General features: G+C 35.6%; 14 protein-coding genes. 7 read left to right on the top strand and 7 right to left on the bottom strand.

Annotation, left to right across the window (positions count from 1 at the left end; all coding sequences use genetic code 11):
- Window positions 1-2,130, top strand: a complete 2,130-nt coding sequence (locus CES88_RS10635; protein WP_290734158.1) for a bifunctional TVP38/TMEM64 family protein/FAD-dependent oxidoreductase — start codon at window positions 1-3, stop codon at window positions 2,128-2,130.
- Window positions 2,131-2,134: 4 nt separating this feature from the next.
- On the opposite strand, the gene CES88_RS10630 is transcribed toward CES88_RS10635, so the two are convergent.
- The gene (locus CES88_RS10630) at window positions 2,135-3,118 is read right to left on the bottom strand and encodes a response regulator (RefSeq protein WP_290734156.1); all 984 of its coding nucleotides are present in this window, start codon (window positions 3,116-3,118) and stop codon (window positions 2,135-2,137) included.
- 77 nt (window positions 3,119-3,195) lie between these two features.
- Entirely contained in the window at window positions 3,196-5,121 is a 1,926-nt protein-coding gene (locus CES88_RS10625) for an ABC-F family ATP-binding cassette domain-containing protein (RefSeq protein ID WP_290734154.1), read from the bottom strand.
- A gap of 17 nt (window positions 5,122-5,138) precedes the next feature.
- Here CES88_RS10625 and CES88_RS10620 point away from each other — a divergent pair, with 17 nt between their 5' ends.
- On the top strand, window positions 5,139-6,968 hold the full coding sequence (locus CES88_RS10620) for a GTP-binding protein (protein WP_290734152.1): 1,830 nt from the start codon (window positions 5,139-5,141) through the stop codon (window positions 6,966-6,968).
- A gap of 119 nt (window positions 6,969-7,087) precedes the next feature.
- A complete protein-coding gene (locus CES88_RS10615; protein WP_290734150.1) occupies window positions 7,088-7,639 on the top strand; it encodes a chalcone isomerase family protein in 552 nt (183 codons plus the stop codon).
- On the opposite strand, the gene CES88_RS10610 is transcribed toward CES88_RS10615, so the two are convergent.
- Window positions 7,625-7,990, bottom strand: a complete 366-nt coding sequence (locus tag CES88_RS10610; RefSeq protein ID WP_290734148.1) for a nucleotide pyrophosphohydrolase — start codon at window positions 7,988-7,990, stop codon at window positions 7,625-7,627. The genes CES88_RS10615 and CES88_RS10610 overlap by 15 nt on opposite strands.
- A gap of 187 nt (window positions 7,991-8,177) precedes the next feature.
- On the opposite strand from CES88_RS10610, the gene CES88_RS10605 reads away from it, so the two are divergent.
- The 3 genes from CES88_RS10605 (at window position 8,178) to CES88_RS10595 (ending at window position 11,358) form a co-directional block, all read left to right on the top strand.
- Window positions 8,178-8,840, top strand: coding sequence for a response regulator transcription factor (locus CES88_RS10605; RefSeq protein WP_290734146.1), 663 nt, complete (start codon window positions 8,178-8,180; stop codon window positions 8,838-8,840).
- A 112-nt stretch (window positions 8,841-8,952) separates the two neighbouring features.
- Window positions 8,953-9,414: a DUF3015 family protein gene (locus CES88_RS10600; protein ID WP_290734144.1), complete on the top strand. Its 462-nt coding sequence runs from the start codon at window positions 8,953-8,955 to the stop codon at window positions 9,412-9,414.
- Window positions 9,415-9,471: 57 nt separating this feature from the next.
- Entirely contained in the window at window positions 9,472-11,358 is a 1,887-nt protein-coding gene (locus CES88_RS10595) for a DUF4105 domain-containing protein (RefSeq protein WP_290734142.1), read from the top strand.
- On the opposite strand, the gene CES88_RS10590 is transcribed toward CES88_RS10595, so the two are convergent.
- Window positions 11,355-12,023, bottom strand: a complete 669-nt coding sequence (locus CES88_RS10590) for a transglycosylase SLT domain-containing protein (protein ID WP_290734140.1) — start codon at window positions 12,021-12,023, stop codon at window positions 11,355-11,357. The two genes, CES88_RS10595 and CES88_RS10590, sit on opposite strands and share 4 nt — an antisense overlap.
- A gap of 163 nt (window positions 12,024-12,186) precedes the next feature.
- Window positions 12,187-13,245: a UDP-N-acetylglucosamine--N-acetylmuramyl-(pentapeptide) pyrophosphoryl-undecaprenol N-acetylglucosamine transferase gene (locus CES88_RS10585; protein ID WP_290734138.1), complete on the bottom strand. Its 1,059-nt coding sequence runs from the start codon at window positions 13,243-13,245 to the stop codon at window positions 12,187-12,189.
- Window positions 13,246-13,376: 131 nt separating this feature from the next.
- Between CES88_RS10585 and CES88_RS10580 the strand changes: the two genes are divergently transcribed.
- Complete coding sequence (locus tag CES88_RS10580; RefSeq protein WP_290734136.1) at window positions 13,377-14,183, top strand: hypothetical protein; 807 nt, start codon at window positions 13,377-13,379, stop codon at window positions 14,181-14,183.
- Here CES88_RS10580 and CES88_RS10575 read toward each other — a convergent pair.
- Window positions 14,176-15,363: an NAD(P)/FAD-dependent oxidoreductase gene (locus tag CES88_RS10575; protein ID WP_290734134.1), complete on the bottom strand. Its 1,188-nt coding sequence runs from the start codon at window positions 15,361-15,363 to the stop codon at window positions 14,176-14,178. The genes CES88_RS10580 and CES88_RS10575 overlap by 8 nt on opposite strands.
- Window positions 15,364-15,369: 6 nt before the next feature.
- Window positions 15,370-17,208 (bottom strand): DEAD/DEAH box helicase, encoded by a 1,839-nt coding sequence (locus tag CES88_RS10570; protein ID WP_290734132.1) that lies wholly within the window; start codon window positions 17,206-17,208, stop codon window positions 15,370-15,372.
- Between the last annotated feature and the right edge of the window lie 126 nt (window positions 17,209-17,334).

The raw sequence follows: 17,334 nt of genomic DNA, 5'->3' as shown, positions 1-17,334 counted from the left end.
ATGAAAAAAAATATATCAAAGATTTTACTACTACTGATAATAGTTACCGCTTTTCTTTGCGCTAAATATTTTAATCTCACCCACTATCTCACATTAGATTTTCTAAAAGAAAATAAAGAACTCTTAGATGACTTCTACGCGCAGAATTCTCTAAGAACAATTATCATATATTCAATTACCTATATTCTAGCAACAGCACTCTCTATACCTGGAGCACTTATTCTAACGTTAGCAGGTGGAGCTATTTTTGGATTAGTAAAAGGAACAATTATCATCTCCTTTGCAAGCACGATCGGAGCGACACTCTCCTTCGCCATGGCACGCTTTCTACTTAGAGACTTCGTTCAAAGAAAATTTAATAAAACTCTTAAAGTAATCAATCAAGGTATTGAAAGAGATGGACACTTCTATCTTCTTACTCTTAGGTTAATTCCTGCCTTCCCATTCTTTTTAATAAACTTAGCGATGGGGCTTACCAAAATAAAAATGACCACCTACTTTCTTATTTCTCAAGCAGGTATGCTTCTTGGTACCATTGTCTATGTGAATGCAGGCGTTCAATTATCAAAACTAGATTCTGTAAGTGGAATTCTTAATTCAAAACTAATTCTATCATTTTCCTTACTTGCAATTTTCCCACTTATCGCTAAGAAAATTATTACAATCTACAAGACAAGAAGAGTTTATGGTCCTTTCAAAAGACCAAAGAGTTATGACTATAATATGATAACAATTGGAGCTGGAGCAGGAGGTCTTGTTACCTCTTATATTGGAGCGACAGTCAATGCCAAAGTAGCCCTCATAGAACAAGGAAAGATGGGAGGAGATTGTCTAAATACTGGATGCGTTCCCTCTAAGGCCCTAATTAAATCAGCAAGTGTCATTCACCATGCTAAAAGGGCCAATGATTTTGGAATTAAAGAAATCAAAGTAGAGTTTAATTTCAAGGACGTTATGGATAGAGTGAAATCTATTATAAAGAAGATTGAACCCCATGATTCCATTGAGCGGTATACTCAACTAGGTGTCGACTGCATTACGGGTAAGGCCAATATTATTTCCCCCTGGGAAGTAGAAGTTAATGGAAGAATACTGACAACGAGAAATATAACCATCGCCACAGGAGCTAGGCCCTTTGTTCCTCCAATTAAAGGTATAGAACTTGCTCATATAAGAACTTCTGACAATATTTGGGAGCTTGAGAAATTGCCAAAAGATCTTCTCATTCTAGGAGGAGGTCCAATAGGAGTAGAGTTAGCTCAAGCTTTTTCAAGACTTGGGTCTAAAGTGACTCTTGTAGAAATGTCTCAGACTCTTCTCTCTAAAGAAGATTCTGACGTTTCGATAGCACTGCAAGAGCGACTCTCAAAAGAAGGAGTCAATATTCTCACTGGTCACAGGGCCAAGGAATTTAAGCCCATGTCTCTTATCTGTGAGTACCAAGGTCAGGACGTAGAAGTTCAATTCACTGATGTTCTTATCGCTATTGGAAGAAAGGCCAATACAAATGGATTTGGACTAAAAGAAATTGGCGTAAAACTTAGAAAGAATGGAACAATTGAAACAAATGAATTTCTCCAAACAAATTTTCCAAATATATTTGCCTGCGGTGATGTTGCTGGTCCTTTCCAGCTTACTCACACAGCGGCTCATCAAGCTTGGTACTGCGCTGTAAATGGGCTTTTTGGACGCTTTAAGAAATTCAAGGTCGACTATTCTGTTATTCCTTGGGCCACTTACACTGATCCAGAAGTTGCCACTGTTGGAAAGAATGAGAAGATGTGTATAGAGGAAGAAATTGCGTATGAAATTACGAAATACAATATTGACGATCTCGATAGGGCCATCGCCGACAGTGAAGACTATGGATTTGTAAAAGTTTTAACTATTCCAGGTAGTGATAAAATTCTAGGTGCAACCATTATTGGAAACCACGCAAGCGATTTACTACTGGAGTTTATAAGTGCGATGAAGAATAACTATGGTCTCAATAAGATTCTTGGAACAATTCATATGTATCCAACGATGGGAGAAGCGAATAAATATCTCGCAGGAGCTTGGAAGAGTGAGAGAAAGCCAAAGAAACTTCTTGAGTTTGTTCGAAAGTACCATTCTTGGCAAAGAAAATAATAAACTAGATATTTGGAATAAAACTCGAAATACTATTTTGGCTAATATACTTCTTAATGAAACTATCCACCTCAGGAGTTAGAGAAACAAAGCGTACTCCAACGCCAGGATTAATTTCTCCAATATCTTTTTTCCAAACGACTTCAGCTGCAATTTTAATTGTTGCAACTTGCTCTTCAACCTTTACATTAAAGTCATAAATTTTTCCAACCTCAGCTGTCCCAATACAAGGAAGATCAGAAAAAGAAATAAAAGCACCACCAGTACCGACAGAAACTTTTGTTAAATCTAAGATCTCTTTTTCGAAGTCTCTAAGGATTTCCTTACTCTTAACCATAGATTTATTTCTCTGTATTAAGTCATCAATAAAATAATCCGAAATTAACTTAAAAATTTCATCAATTTTAAAAGGCTTTGGAACATAAGCCACTGCTCCAAAATTTAGAAGCTCATCAATATCGTAATCATGATGCCCAGAAACGAGAATAACAAATGGCCAAATAGGATGAGACTTTCTTATCTCAGATAAGAGTTCGACGCCATCTTTATTTGGCATCCTAATATCAGAAATAACACAATCAAATCGTTCAGACGCAAGAAGAGGTAGAACTTCTTCTGGGTCAGTTACTCTCGTTGCACTCATTCCAAGATTTTCGATAGAGTTCGCTAGGACTTCGCACATAACTTCATTGTCTTCCACAACAAGGACCTTCGGAGTTCTAGCAAGAGATTGAAATGTTTTCATTTTAGAGAATAGTTCTTTATAAACAAGAACAGCCACTTCACATTTATTTTCGCAATTTGTTTTTCTAAAAATATTTTCAAAATGATTACGAACAGTCGATGTACTAATTCCTAATGATTCAGAAATTTGCTTTGTACTCGTCATTTGTTTTAAAAGTTCTCCAACAATCTCTGTCTCTCTTGGAGTTAGATTAAAGTTGTTAGAGAAATTTTCAATAATCTTATTCTGGCTTAGTTTTTTCATAGAGATATCTTCAACTATTTCACACTCTCTTCCAAGAATATTCTTCTTAAGATTTACTAAATTTCTTTAGACAAAAGTTAAAGCTCTAGTTCATTTAGCCTAGTTTCATAACTCTTTTGTATTTCCTCATACTTGTCTGTGAGTTCTGATAATTCATCATACTCAATATCAAGAAGCTTTTGTAAAACACCTAAATTCTTAGATAGTTCAGTTATCTTACTGCCGTCTCCCGATGAACTTACCTCAATAAGTGAATTATTTATTTCATCGATCTTCTCTTCTTTCGTAAAAATATCCTTTTCTAATTCATCCATTCTCTTTCTAAATGGTTTAGACTCCTTACTTCTTTCAGATACTAATTCTGCTCGAAGTCTTTTTAAATCTTTCTTAGAAAACTTTTCTTCTTTTACCACTTCTGCAGTTTGAACAATGTCTTCATCCCATCCAACTTTTTCTAAGAACTCATCGTAATTTCCTTCAAAAACTTCTGCTCCTCCCTCTCTAAAAACGACAAGTCTATTAGCAAGTCTTCGAAGAAACATTTCGTTGTGGGTAACAAGAACAATAGCGCCTGGAAATTTTTCAAGCTTCTCACAAAGAGTTTCCACAGCTTCCATATCCAAATGGTTGGTAGGCTCATCGAGGTAGAGAATATTTGATTTATGGGCAAGTATTTTTCCAAGCATTACTCTCGATTTTTCTCCCCCAGATAGAACGCTAATTTTCTTATCTGCAAGGTCTCCTTCAAACATCATACTTCCACAAATTGAACGAACCTCGCTAAAAGAAAGTTCAGTGTTTGAAGAGGCTACTTCAGAAGCAATAGTCATACCTTCCGAAAGTCTATTAATATTCGTTTGACCAAAGTGTCCTACTTGAGCAGAAGGATGATATTTTATTTCTCCAGAATTTTGTTTTAGCTCACCTGTTAAAACATTTAAAAGCGTAGATTTTCCCTTACCATTCTTACCAATAATTCCAATGCAATCTTCTCTTTTAATATCAAGTTTCAAATTCTTAAAGAGAAGTTCATCGTCACTACCAGAATAAGAAAAAGAAAGATCATCAGCAGTTAAAATAACTTTTCCGGGACATTCCGTGTAACGAAAGGAGAAGCCAAGGTTTCCTTCTTTGGCCAACTCATCCATCGTTCCCATTTTTTCAAGTTGCTTTAATCTGGATTGCGCTTGTGTTGCCTTAGAAGCTTTGGCCCTAAATCTATCGACAAAAGACATTAGCTCTTTCTTTTTCTTTTCTTGATTGGCCCTAGTTTGCTCATAAACAAGTTCATCTTCAATAAGACGTTCATAGAAATTTGCAGTAACACCTTTTATTTTCTTAAGTCCACCACGACTTATCCCCATTGTGTGAGTAACAACATCGTCCATAAAGTCTCTATCATGGGTAATGAGAATAACTTCTCCTTGATAGTTCTTTAAAAAATTCTTAAGCCATCTAAGTGAAATAATATCTAAGTAGTTTGTAGGCTCATCTAGAAGTAAGAGATGAGGAGCCTCTAATAAGCATTTCGCGAGATTAATTCTAATCTGATAACCGCCAGAGAAGCTCAAAGGATCAGCGCTCATATCCTCTTCACTAAAACCTAATCCTGACAAAATCTTTTCGGCCTTATAGTGATCAAACTCCTCTTCCTTAGCGAGGGATTGGATACACTCCTCTAGAACCGATGATTTTGAGAATTCAAGATGCTGCCTTAAGTAACCAATTTTATAGGATTTGGGGACATTTATAGAGCCCCCATCGTGAGAGAGCTCACCAGTTATAATTTTAAAAAGTGTGGACTTACCACTTCCATTTCTACCGACAAGGCCTATCCTCTCTTTCGGTCCTAATATAAATGAAATGTCTTCATAAAGAGTTTGCCCGCCAAAGGCCTTAGAAATGTTATTCAATTGAATCATAGCGCAATCTTTTAAGTTACAAAGCCCATCACTTCCATTAGTATGGGTGAAAAATATTAATATTTTAACAACAAGCATCATAGCCTATAGGAAATTGTATGTCTAATTTGAAAAACATTGCCGTCGTCGCTCACGTTGACCATGGAAAAACAACGCTAGTAGATGAGCTATTAAAGCAGTCTGGAACTTTTGGTGAAAGAGAACAAGTTTCTGAAAGAGTTATGGACTCAGGTGATATCGAAAAAGAAAGAGGTATTACAATTACAGCTAAGAACTGTGCTTTTGACTACAAAGGCTTCAGAGTAAATCTTCTAGATACTCCAGGCCATGCTGACTTTGGTGGAGAAGTTGAAAGATCACTTATGATGGTTGATGGTGTTTTACTTTTAGTAGACGCTGCCGAGGGACCGCTTCCTCAAACAAGATTCGTTCTTCAAAAAGCATTAGCTCGTGGAATTAAAATTGGTGTCATCATTAATAAAATCGACAGACCTGACGAGAGAATCGAAGAAGTTAAAGGTGAGATTGAAGATCTATTCTTAGAAATGGCCGATCAACTTGGACTTGAAGATTACGATTTAGATATTCCAATTATTTATTCTTCTGCAAAAGAAGGTTGGGCAACATTAGATCCTGCGGAAAAAAGAAGTGACATGAATCCTATCTTAGATTTCATCGTTTCTGACTTCTACCCTGAACCTCAAATTGAACAAGGTGAAAACCTTCAACTTCTAGTGACGAATCTTTCTTACTCTGAGTACCTTGGTGCACTTCTAGTAGGAAGAATCAGTAGAGGAACAATCACAAAGAACCAAAACTTTATTCGTTGTGATGAAGCTGGAAAGAATAAATCATTTAAAGTTTCCTCAATTCAAATCTATGACAAAATTGGATTTAAAGAAGTAGACTCAGCTTCTGCTGGTGAAATCGTTATCGTAGCAGGTTCTTCAGAGAACGCTATTGGTGACACGATTTGTTCTCCACAAGATATCTCTCCACTTGAAAGAATTACAGTTGAGCCACCAACAGTTTCTGTAAACGTTTCTGTTAACACTTCTCCAAATTCTGGTAAAGAGGGTGAATACCTTACATCAAGAAAACTTGAAGAACTTCTTCAAGAAGCTTGTAGATTAAACGTTGCTCTTCAATATGAAGGTACTGATGACCCAAAGGTTTTAAAACTTAAAGGACGTGGGGAACTTCAACTTGCGATCGTTTTTGAAGAAATTAGAAGACAAGGTTACGAGCTAATGATCTCAAGACCTGAAGTTCTTTTTAGCACTGATGAAAATGGTGCAAAGACTGAACCATATGAAAACGTTGTAGTAGATATTCCAAGTGACTGTACAGGTCCTATCACTGAAAAGCTTTCGATAAGAAAAGGTATCATGGGTAATATGATGCCAATCGGTGAAGATAGAACAAGAGTAGAGTTTAGAATCCCTTCTCGTGGACTTATTGGATATAGATCAACTTTCCTAACTGATACTAGAGGGGAAGGATTAATTAGTTCTGAATACCTTGGTTACGGTGAATTTGCAGGAATTATGCTTTCAAGACAAAATGGAGCTATTATTTCTGACCGTGCTGGAAAAATAACTCCATATGCACTATTTAACCTTCTTAACAACGGTAAGATGTTCGTTGAGCCAGGTGATATGTGTTACGAAGGAATGGTTATTGGTGAACACACAAGAGTTAACGATACAAACGTTAACTGTATCAGAGAGAAGCACCTTTCAAGTATGAGAACTGCCGGTAAAGATGTAAATATTGTTTTACCTCCAGTTCCTAAGAAGACACTTGAGTGGGCAATGGACTGGATTGACGATGATGAGTGGGTAGAAGTTACTCCAATTAACATCAGAGTTAGAAAGAAAGAACTTGCTTGTAACAAGAGATCTGTTGTTAGAGGTGAAAGAAAGTAATTTTCAAAAATTTATTTTTATAATAGAAGGGCCACTAGAAATAGTGGCCTTTTTTATTCTCTTTAGAAAAGCTCGATTAGTGTTAGAATATAAGAAATTCTATTCATAAGGAGATTTTCATGAAATCTATTATTTTTTCAATTCTCGTACTACTTAGTGTAAATGTTTTTTCTGCAACTCAAGACGGAGTAACACTTCCAGACACAGTTAAGCTCTCAGGTAAAGAACTTGTCTTAAATGGTCTAGGAACAAGAAAGGCCACATGGCTTGGAATCAAAGTCTATGTTGGTGGGCTCTACATGGAAAAGAAGAGCTCAGATTATAACACTTTCTTAAATGATAAAGCTCCAAAGCAAATAATAATGAAGTTTGTAAGAGATGTTGATGCTGATGATTTAATCGGGGGCTGGAAAGAGGCTTTCAAAAATGCCACTCCTAAAGAGGACCTTCCAAAGCTACAAGAGAGAATTAACACTTTCTATACTTACTTCAGCGACATCAAAAAAGGACAAGTCATGACATTTAACTTTTTAGCTGACGGTGTTGAATCAACTATTAATGAAAAAAAACTTACAAAAATTGAAGGTGGAGACTTTTCAAAAGCAATGCTTTCAGTTTGGTTTGTGAATGCAATCGATGAAGGTCTCAAGAAAGGTTTACTCGGGCTTTAATTCACTATATTTTTTAGCTGTACCTCGTGATAATTCTAAGGGGTACTTCTCACCGTTTAGTCTAAATTTTTCTTCCAAGGCTCCAGCAAGATCTATATCTAAGAGATCTGTTATTCTCATTAAATAAAGAAGAATATCTGCGGCTTCATGCTCTACTTTTAATTTTAAATCATCACTTAATTTTTCACTTTGCTCTAAACTCAACCACTGAAATATTTCGAGCAGCTCTGAAGTTTCCACGCTCAATGCCATCGCCAAATTCTTTGGGTTATGAAATTGCTCCCAATCTCTCTCTACTGCGAAGCTCTGTAGTCTTTCTTGCCATTTTGTAATATCAACAACTTGTTTCATCAAACTCTCCACAACCTAAAGAAGCCTCCACTTATTTACCTTAGAAAACTAAATTCATTGACACTCAAACATATGAGTCTTAAATTTATATATAAATAAAGTAACTTAGATAACTAACCTTAAGAAAAATACTTTCTAAAGTTAGCATACAACAAGAATGACCTCGGAGTAAATTATGGGTGAAAAAATGCACGTAACCATAGTTGATGATGTAGAAGATAACCTCTTAAGCTATAGAGAATTATTAGAAACAAATTTTGACCTTGAATTGATTCAAAACCCTATTGAGTTAATTGGTTACTTAAACTCTAAGAAAACTGATCTTGTTATCCTTGATTTACATATGCCAAACATGAATGGCTTTGAACTCTACGGGAAGTTTAAAGATACTCATCCTGAAATCCCTGTAATCTTTCTTACAGGTGATCCTTCTGAAGATGTTGTTGTTCAAGGAATGGAACTTGGTGCTGATGATTTTATTGTTAAACCTGTTTCTCTAAATGAATTAGTCGCAAGAATTAAAAATAAAATTGTGACAAAGAAAGGTACAAAGTCCGTTGAAGAGAAAATAACTTTTGATGGCTTTATTTTACACACAGAAGTTCAGATGGCAGAAATTGGTGAAAAGAAAATTCAGCTTACACCAATTGAATTTAAAATTATTCACCTGCTTTCAAAAAATCCAAATAAAATTTTTAGTCGAGACTATATTACGAATTTATTATGGCCAAATGTCCACGTACAAAATCAAAATATTGATACTCACCTTTCTAACCTTAGAAAGAAACTTAAACCTTTCTCTCAATATATTAAAACGATAAAGTCTCGTGGTTATATCTTAAGAATCTAGTCAGGTATTAATAAAATTTCTTTAATTTTCCTATTGTAGCAGGGCCTGATCTCTGCTACATTTTTATGTAATTGAAAACATTCAATAACTAATTTTTTTCACGGAGGAATGAATGAAAAAACTTATTTTAGGTTTAGTAGCAGGTGGTTTAATTTCTGTTTCTGCATCAGCAGCTTCTTACCAAGCTCAAGGTTGTGGACTAGGTTCTACTCTTTTTACTGACGGATCAAGCTTAATGCACCAAGTTCTTGGAGCAACTACAAATGGTTCTTCAGGAAACGCAACTTTTGGTATGACTTCTGGTACATCTAACTGTGAACTAGACGGTATGGGCGGACAAGCAAACGCTGTATTTATCAAAGCAAACAAAGTAGCTCTTTCTAACGACATCGCTCGTGGACAAGGTGCAACTCTTGCTTCTCTATCAAGAATGTACGGTTGTACAAACCTTAAGGCAGTTGGATCAGCTCTTCAAAAGAACTACAAGACTATCTTTTCTGCTGACAACACTGAAGCTTCTTCAATTGACATGAGCATCAGAAACGTTATCGAAACAAATAAAGCTTGTATCTAATTAGATCATAATTCAAATTCACTGGAAGCATCACGCTTCCAGTGATATTATTTTGCCATGAAAAAGGCACTACTCTTAATATTACTTCTCACTTCATTCACTATCAAAGCTACGATTTCAAATCAAGAAATTGCTCACAGCAAGAGATGGTTAAATCTTCTTCACTATAAACCAAATATTTTCTCTGGCTATACAAGTGAAGCAGATGAACCTACTTTCTTTTTTCATAAAGACGGAAAAGGAAATCCAAAACTAGAACTAGAAGCTAATATTGAAAATTTTAAAAAGGATAAGTCTTCATTCAAGGATAGCTCTGAAAGACCTGAGTGCCGCTTCCCCGCTAGAACTATTTTCCTTCTAGAGACAGGACTCATCACGAATAAAGATATCGGTGCAAACTGTGAGAAGTTTGAGCAGTTCAGAAAGAGAGTTTCTGCAAAATCAGTTTCAATTATTTTTTCATCTTACTACTTAGATACTCCGGCTTCTGCCTTTGGTCATACTTTTATGAGGCTAAATAAAGATATCCGCTCGAGTGCTGAGGAAGATCAAAATTCAGAACTACTAGACTACGCTGTCAACTACTCCGCAACTGTCACAACTAGTAACGCCCTACTCTATGCTATCCTAGGATTTGCGGGAGGCTTCAAAGGTGAGTTTGCGGCCATGCCTTATTTCTATAAAGTTAGAGAATACAATGACTACGAGTCAAGAGACCTTTGGAGTTATGATCTAAATCTTACTCAAAAAGAAGTCGATACAATCGTCGCTCACATTTGGGAGATGGGTAAAACTTATTTTAACTACTTCTATCTCACAGAAAATTGTTCATACCATATGCTAGGCCTTTTAGATGTAGCTAATGAAAAGTGGAATCTCTCTGAAAGAAATCCAACTTTTGTACTTCCTGTCGATACAATCAAAACTATTACAAAAACGAAAGGACTTGTAAGACGTATTGGGTATAGACCTTCAAAAATGAGAAAGGCCAAGCTCTCTGTTTCAGAATTAACAAATGAAGAAGAGAAGCTATTTAAAGAAGTCATTGAAAGTAAATCAGCTAAATCCTTAAATTCTTCATCAAATGAAACAAAAGCAAAAGTTTTAGATACGGCCATTGATTATTTGGACTATAAAAATAGTAAAGAAATTCTTTTAGAAGAAAAAGAAGCAATGAAATGGAAACAAGAACTCTTAGTTAGCAGAGCAGAGACAGGAGTTCAAAATATGGCAAAAGTTTACATCACTCCAGAGAATGAAAGACCTGAACTAGGTCATCACTCAAGAAGAGTCACTCTTGGTTACGGTGATGATAACAAAAGAGGAAGCTTTCAAACTTTCTCTCATAGATCAACACTTCATGACTTCTATGATTCGGATATTGGACAAAATCCACAAGCAACTATGGAAATGATGAATTTTAAGCTTAAGTATTTTTCAAAAGATGATTTAGAAGGAAAATCTTCTAAACTCTACTTAGATAAATTAAGCTTAGTAAAAGTTATTTCTCTAAGCCCAATACAAAAGTTCTTCTCTAATATCTCCTGGAAATTCGACTTAGGAGCAAAGTCAATTCGTGATAACTCCTGTGATAACTGCTTGGCTCCAAACTTAGAAGTTGGTGGAGGAGCAGCTCTTATGGGAAGCTTTTTTAAAACTTATCTCTTTATGTCTTCTGATCTTGAGTTTCATAAGGAATTGTCAAAAGAAGGGTATCGCTTTGGTATTGGCCCAGAAGCGGAACTAATTTTTAACTCTGAAAGAAGTCTTAAATTTGGATTCTTTGGTAATTACAAGTGGAGATTTCCCGCTCATGTGAAAAAGACTTATGAGTACGGATCTAGATTAAGATATTCAATCTCTAAGTCTGCTGCAATAACTCTTGATCATGCTAGGCAAAGAGGAAGTTATCAATCAGAAGGCTCTTTCTCTTATTACTATTAACTACAAAAAGGAAGATGTTCAGAAACTCTTTCTTTAAAGAATTTTTGAACTTTTACCCTTGTAGTATCTCTAGTTAAAACAGACCAATAAAAATAGGAAGTCGGAAATAGTCTTCCAGGCTCTCTTCTACTTGACCCCTCAATTTGAATATCTAAAATAGAAACCGCGCAACTAATATTCTCCTCTGGGTCTAAAATATTAGAACTATCTACATTACAATATGAATAGTAATTAGAATCACTAGTACTCAATTGAAATAATCCCTCTGAATACTTTCTCATTGATCTCTCCCAATACCTTTCATTAGGATTAAAGCTTGATTCAAAATGAGAAATTGAAGACATAAAGAGGGCCCAAAACATTTTCTTTTCATTTCTAGAAAGAGAATTAAACTTTAGGCAATTAATCACAGAGAGATCAGCTAGATTAATTTCATTTTCGAGAAGTCCTGAACTCTGCTCATCTAAGCTATTAAAGATAAACTGAGTCCACTCGCTCCTCCAAGTATTTCCGCTATAGTCTCCAACAACTTTAAAAGCTAATGCAGATATTGGTTCAACTCCTGGGTCTTTATCGTTAGAGCCTGGAAGAGAATTACTTAAGGGGGAATCTTTCGAGCACGAAGTAAAGAGAGCAAGAGAGAGAAGTAAAATTAAAATTCTCATGTACACATCCTGTTAGTGAGAACTATTTCTTATTTAAATTATAGGAATGAATAACACCGAAAGCACACCATGGTGCATTATTTACATATACTTTTCTTTCACAGTTCTCTATAAACCACTGAAACTAGTGTGAAAGAAAGTTCTTATAAAGTCTCACACTTTCTCAGGCCCTTCTAATTTCTTCGACTAATAAGTCCGTTGCCGATATTGAAAATTCACCTTTATTTTCAAACTGTTGGTTATTAAAGGTTGAAAGAATTGTCTTTATACTTAGATTTAGAAGCTCATCCTCAGAAATGACAAGGGAGCCAAGCTTTCTACTCGCTTCCATCGCATTATGATACTGCTCATTTTGCTGTGCTATCTTTAAAGGAACAAAAATACTTCTCTTCTGTAATGCCATTAATTCACAAACTGTCCCCGCGCCAGCTCTAGAAATAATGATCGCTGAAGATTTCATAATATCTATTATTTCTTTTCCAATAAAAGAAACGGGAATATATGAATCCGTTTTCAATTTTTCAAATTCAGAAATAAATTTTTTTCCAACTTGATGAATAGTAATATAATGATCTTCTAAGTACTTTATATCTTCTTTAATTAAATCATTTAAGAGAAGAGACCCATTTCCACCGCCCGTAATAAAGAGAATTGGTCGATCTGGCTGACTTAAACTTATTCCTTTAAATTCACTAAAGTTTAAACTTGTATCAAAACATTCTCTACGTATTGGATAACCAGATAGGATCGTTTTCTCCTTTGGAAAAAACTTCAATGATTCTTCAAAACTTACAAAAACTTTGTTAGCAAAAATAGAGCAAATTTTATTAGCTAGACCCACTCGACTAGTTTGTTCGTGAATAAAAATTTTCTTTCCTGTAAGTTTTCCAGCCACAACAACGGGAACAGAGACAAATCCTCCTGTTGAAAAAATGAGAGTATCTCTAGATTTAAATAGTAGAAAAAAGAAAGATTGAATTGTTCCAAGAATGATTTTAAAAATGTCAGTGAAGTTCTCTAAAGAAAGATATCTTCGAAGCTTTCCCGTAAATATTGGTACGTATTTAATATTGAATTCACTTATTAAATTCCTCTCTATACTATTGCGTCCACCTATATAATAGATAGAGTAATTCTCATCATTAATTAATTCTTTAAGTAAAGTTATTGCAGGCATTACATGACCACCACTTCCTCCACCAGTAAAAATTATTTTCTTCACTTTAATCTCCTATCTATAATTCTATATTAAAGAACTTTTTTACCTTCAACAATTAAATGTTGATAAATAATAAAGAATCCCCTCAAAGTCTTCGATTCAGTCGATAAGTATAAATTTAATTAGGAGTTAGAATGAGAAATCTCATCGTAGGGACGGCTATATTTGCCATGACAAGTGCATACGCAGACTTTAGTAATGTGGAGATCTCTAACTTTACTGGAAGCTACAAGAAGCCTGATGGAACAGCTACTGCGAGTAAGTTAGTAGTACCCGAGTCAATTACTTCGACGATTAATATCGAACTTAAGGGTGTAGAAGACGGATATATTCTTCAATATGGAGATAAAGAATTTCATTTTAAAAATCCACCTTCTTTTGTAAATGATGTTGAAGAAGCGAAATGGAATGGTATTAATTATAAAACCAATCTCAATAAGATGAGTGCATCATTGAATACGTTTGATAGCGAAATTACTGGTTCAAAGATGAATATAAAAAAGTTTATTGGAAATTGCACATTAAATAGAGAACATTCAGGAAATTATGGTCTTCAATTATTAGATGCCTGCCTAACGAATTCTAGCTTTAATGTTTCGTCACTCTTAAGTAGTAAGCTCTCCGAGGTCTATAACCTATTTGTAGACGTTCCAGGATTCGAAGGAATTAATGCAAGCGAAGTTACTGTTAACAATGCTACTCTTGCAGTCAAAAAAAATGCCTTTACCTTTAAAGGTAAAGTCAACATGGGAATTAGCGCTAATGTTACAATTGCTGGAAAGTCTCTTTATGAAGTAGATAAGAAGAGAGTTTCTATTAAAGTTGATACTGCCAAAGCTAGTTTTATAAATATTAAAAATAAACTTTTTCAAGAGCTTGAAAAATCGGAAACAGAAACTTTGAAAGTTGATAATCCGTATATCTATATTTATCTCAAATAACACTTAGGCCTGCGGCATGCGCTGATGCCCAGGCCCATTGAAAGTTATATCCGCCAAGCTGTCCTGTAACATCAACCACCTCTCCTATAAAATAGAGATTCGATACTGTCTTAGACTCCATAGTCTTTGAAGACAGCTCTTCAGTTGAAACTCCCCCTCTCATGACCTCTGCTTTTCGATATCCTTCCGTTCCCACGGGTGTAATTTCAAAGTTTTTTAATTTATCAAGAATTGCACCTAATGAATCATTTGAATAATCCGCTAATTTATCAGTTAGTGACAATGACTCTTTCACGCACCAAAACTCAACAAACTTCTTAGGAAGTTGTCCCTTCAAAAATGTATCTATCGACCTTTTAGGGTGTGACCTCTTATAAGAGAGTAAGTCATCTAGGTCTATGCTTGGAAGAAAGTTAATATTAACACTTTCACCACTATTCCAATAAAGTGAAATTTGCAAAATGGCAGGCCCACTCAGTCCTCTATGAGTAAAGAGAAGGTCTTCATCAAAGCTTATCTTGGAATTCGATATTCTAACAGGAAGAGATACTCCTGATAGTAAACTCGTTTTTTTTAGAAGGGACTCACTTAGCTTATAAGGAACAAGTGCTGGCTCCACCGAGGTGGTACTCATACCAAAATTCCTCGCTAGTTTAAGACCAAAGTCGTTACCGCCAATTTGAGAAATTGGAAGACCACCTGTTGCAATAATTAAGCTCTTCGAGTTAAATTCTTCTCCCGACGTTCTCACTTCAAATAAATTATCTCTTTTATGGATACTTTGGGCTGGACTATTTAAAAGTATTTCTACTTCATATTTCTTGCACTCATTCTCAAGCATATTGACAATGTCTCTGGCAGAATTCTTACAAAATAGCTGCCCTTGAGCCTTCTCTACATATTCAATCCCATAGCTTTCAACTAAGTCTAGAAAATCATAGGGACTATATCTCTTTAAAGCAGATTTAAAAAAATGTGGGTTTTGACTTAAGAAATTTTCGTGAGTTGCAAATAGATTTGTAAAATTACATCTGCCACCACCAGAAATAAGAATTTTCTTACCGAGGTTTTTATTTGCTTCTAAGAGAAGAGTCTTCTTTCCTCTCTTAGCACAAACAGAAGCGGCCATTAATCCAGCCGCTCCTCCACCTATGATGATGACGTCGTAATCTTTATTCATAAGAGATTAATCTCTATTATATGACCTAGAAGAACCTTCTCCATTATTTGAAGATGTTCTAAAAGAGTTTCTTCTACTGCTTGGATCTGATCTTCTATTCCCGCCACCAGATCTAGAGTCTCTTCTCGGTCCACCACCTCTAGAATCTCTTCTAGGCGCTGGTCCGGCCTTTGTTGCTTCAAGAACACCAGTGTGTCCACCAGCAGAAACTTTAGCAACAAGAAGAACTTTTTCTTTATACTGGTCTGAAACTTCAAAGAATGAGAACTGATCTTTTAAGTCTACTCTTCTGATTTCTCTTTCTTCTACTCCTGTAGCTCCTGAAACAGATGATAAGAACTCTTTCAGATCTATTCCATGCTTCTTACCTACACCGACATAGAATCTTGCAAAACCAGCTCCACCGCGAGCAGCTCTTGGAGCTCTTTCAGGTCTATCACCTCTTTCTGGTCTCTCTCTTCTTTCACCACGATCTCTTGAATTACGGTCATTGCGATCATTTCTATCGCCACTTCCCATTTCAATACTAGACTTCTTAGAGTAGCTATCCATACTTTCTTTGAACATATAGTTAAACATCACTTTTACAAGCGCATCTTTTTCCATATCTTTTAAAGATTCTTCAAAAACAGAGAAGCTTGAATCAATATGTTCTGACTCAGAAAGTTTCGCCGCAACAGCTTCTAGCTTAACAACTTCATTCTTAACAAGAGTATTTTTAATCTCTGCAACTGTTGGAAGTGTTCCTTGCTCAATTTTTGTATTCATTAGTCTTTCAAGCATTCTAATTCTGAATTTCTCAGAACTATCAATGATTGTATAAGCTGATCCTTTTTGTCCTGCACGACCTGTACGTCCAATTCTATGAACATAAGACTCTAGATCCTGTGGAAGACCGTAGTTGATAACGTGAGTTAGGTTATCAACATCAATTCCTCTAGCTGCAACATCTGTACAAACAAGAAGTTTCACTTTCTTCTTCTTGAAAGCTCTCATTGTAAGATCTCTTTGCATTTGAGACATATCACCGTGAAGTGCATCTGATGGGAAACCTCTAAAGTTAAATTCATCAGATAGTTTCTTTGCATCTACTTTTGTTCTACAGAAAACAATTCCATAGTAATCAGAAAGAGAATCTAAAATTCTACAAACCGCTTCGCCTAAGTTTCCTCTTTTAATTAAGAAATACTTCTGCTCAATGTCTTCATTACTTAGAGTTTTCTTATCAATCTTGATAACTTCAGGATTATCTAAGTAAGTTTTAATTAGATTTAAAATTTGCTTTGGCATAGTTGCTGAATACATCCAAGTCTTCTTCTTGTCTCCAAGTTCAGAAAGAATTGTCTTCACATCATCAATAAACCCCATATCAAGCATTTCATCCGCTTCATCAAGAACAGCAAGCTTTGCGTTCTCTAGCTTTAAAACACCTCTTTTAATAAGATCTAGTACACGTCCAGGAGTTCCAACAATCACTTGTGGTCTTCCTTTCTTAAGAGTTCTAATTTGTCCATCAAGTGGGACACCACCGTAGACAGAAAGTAATTTAATAGAATCATGCTTACAGAAAGATCTCATCTCTTCTGTAATTTGGTTTGCAAGCTCTCTCGTAGGACTTAGTACGATTGCTTGAACATCCCCACAGCTTCTATCAATTTTAGCTAGAAGAGGGAGAGAGAAAGCTGCAGTTTTCCCTGTTCCTGTTTGTGCCTGTCCAACAAAGTCAGTATCCTTTTCTAAAAGAAGAGGAATTGCTTTTTCTTGAATGTCAGTTGGAGTCTTGTAGCCCTTGTCTTCGAGTGCACGAAGCAACGACTCTGGCAGAGTAAAGTCAGTAAAGTTCATTTTTCACCTTTGGTTGTTAGCTCAGACATTAGCGCGCTACCCAAAGAGTAATTCCCTTACTCACCTACTGAAAGATTGATTTTTCACAATCACCGAGATGCCACTATTCGTCTGAATATTAATTCT

Origin of the sequence: Halobacteriovorax sp. JY17 (genome assembly GCF_002753895.1) — a bacterium.
Classification (GTDB): Bacteria; Bdellovibrionota; Bacteriovoracia; order Bacteriovoracales; family Bacteriovoracaceae; genus Halobacteriovorax.
This window is presented reverse-complemented; position numbering and strand designations above follow the sequence as displayed.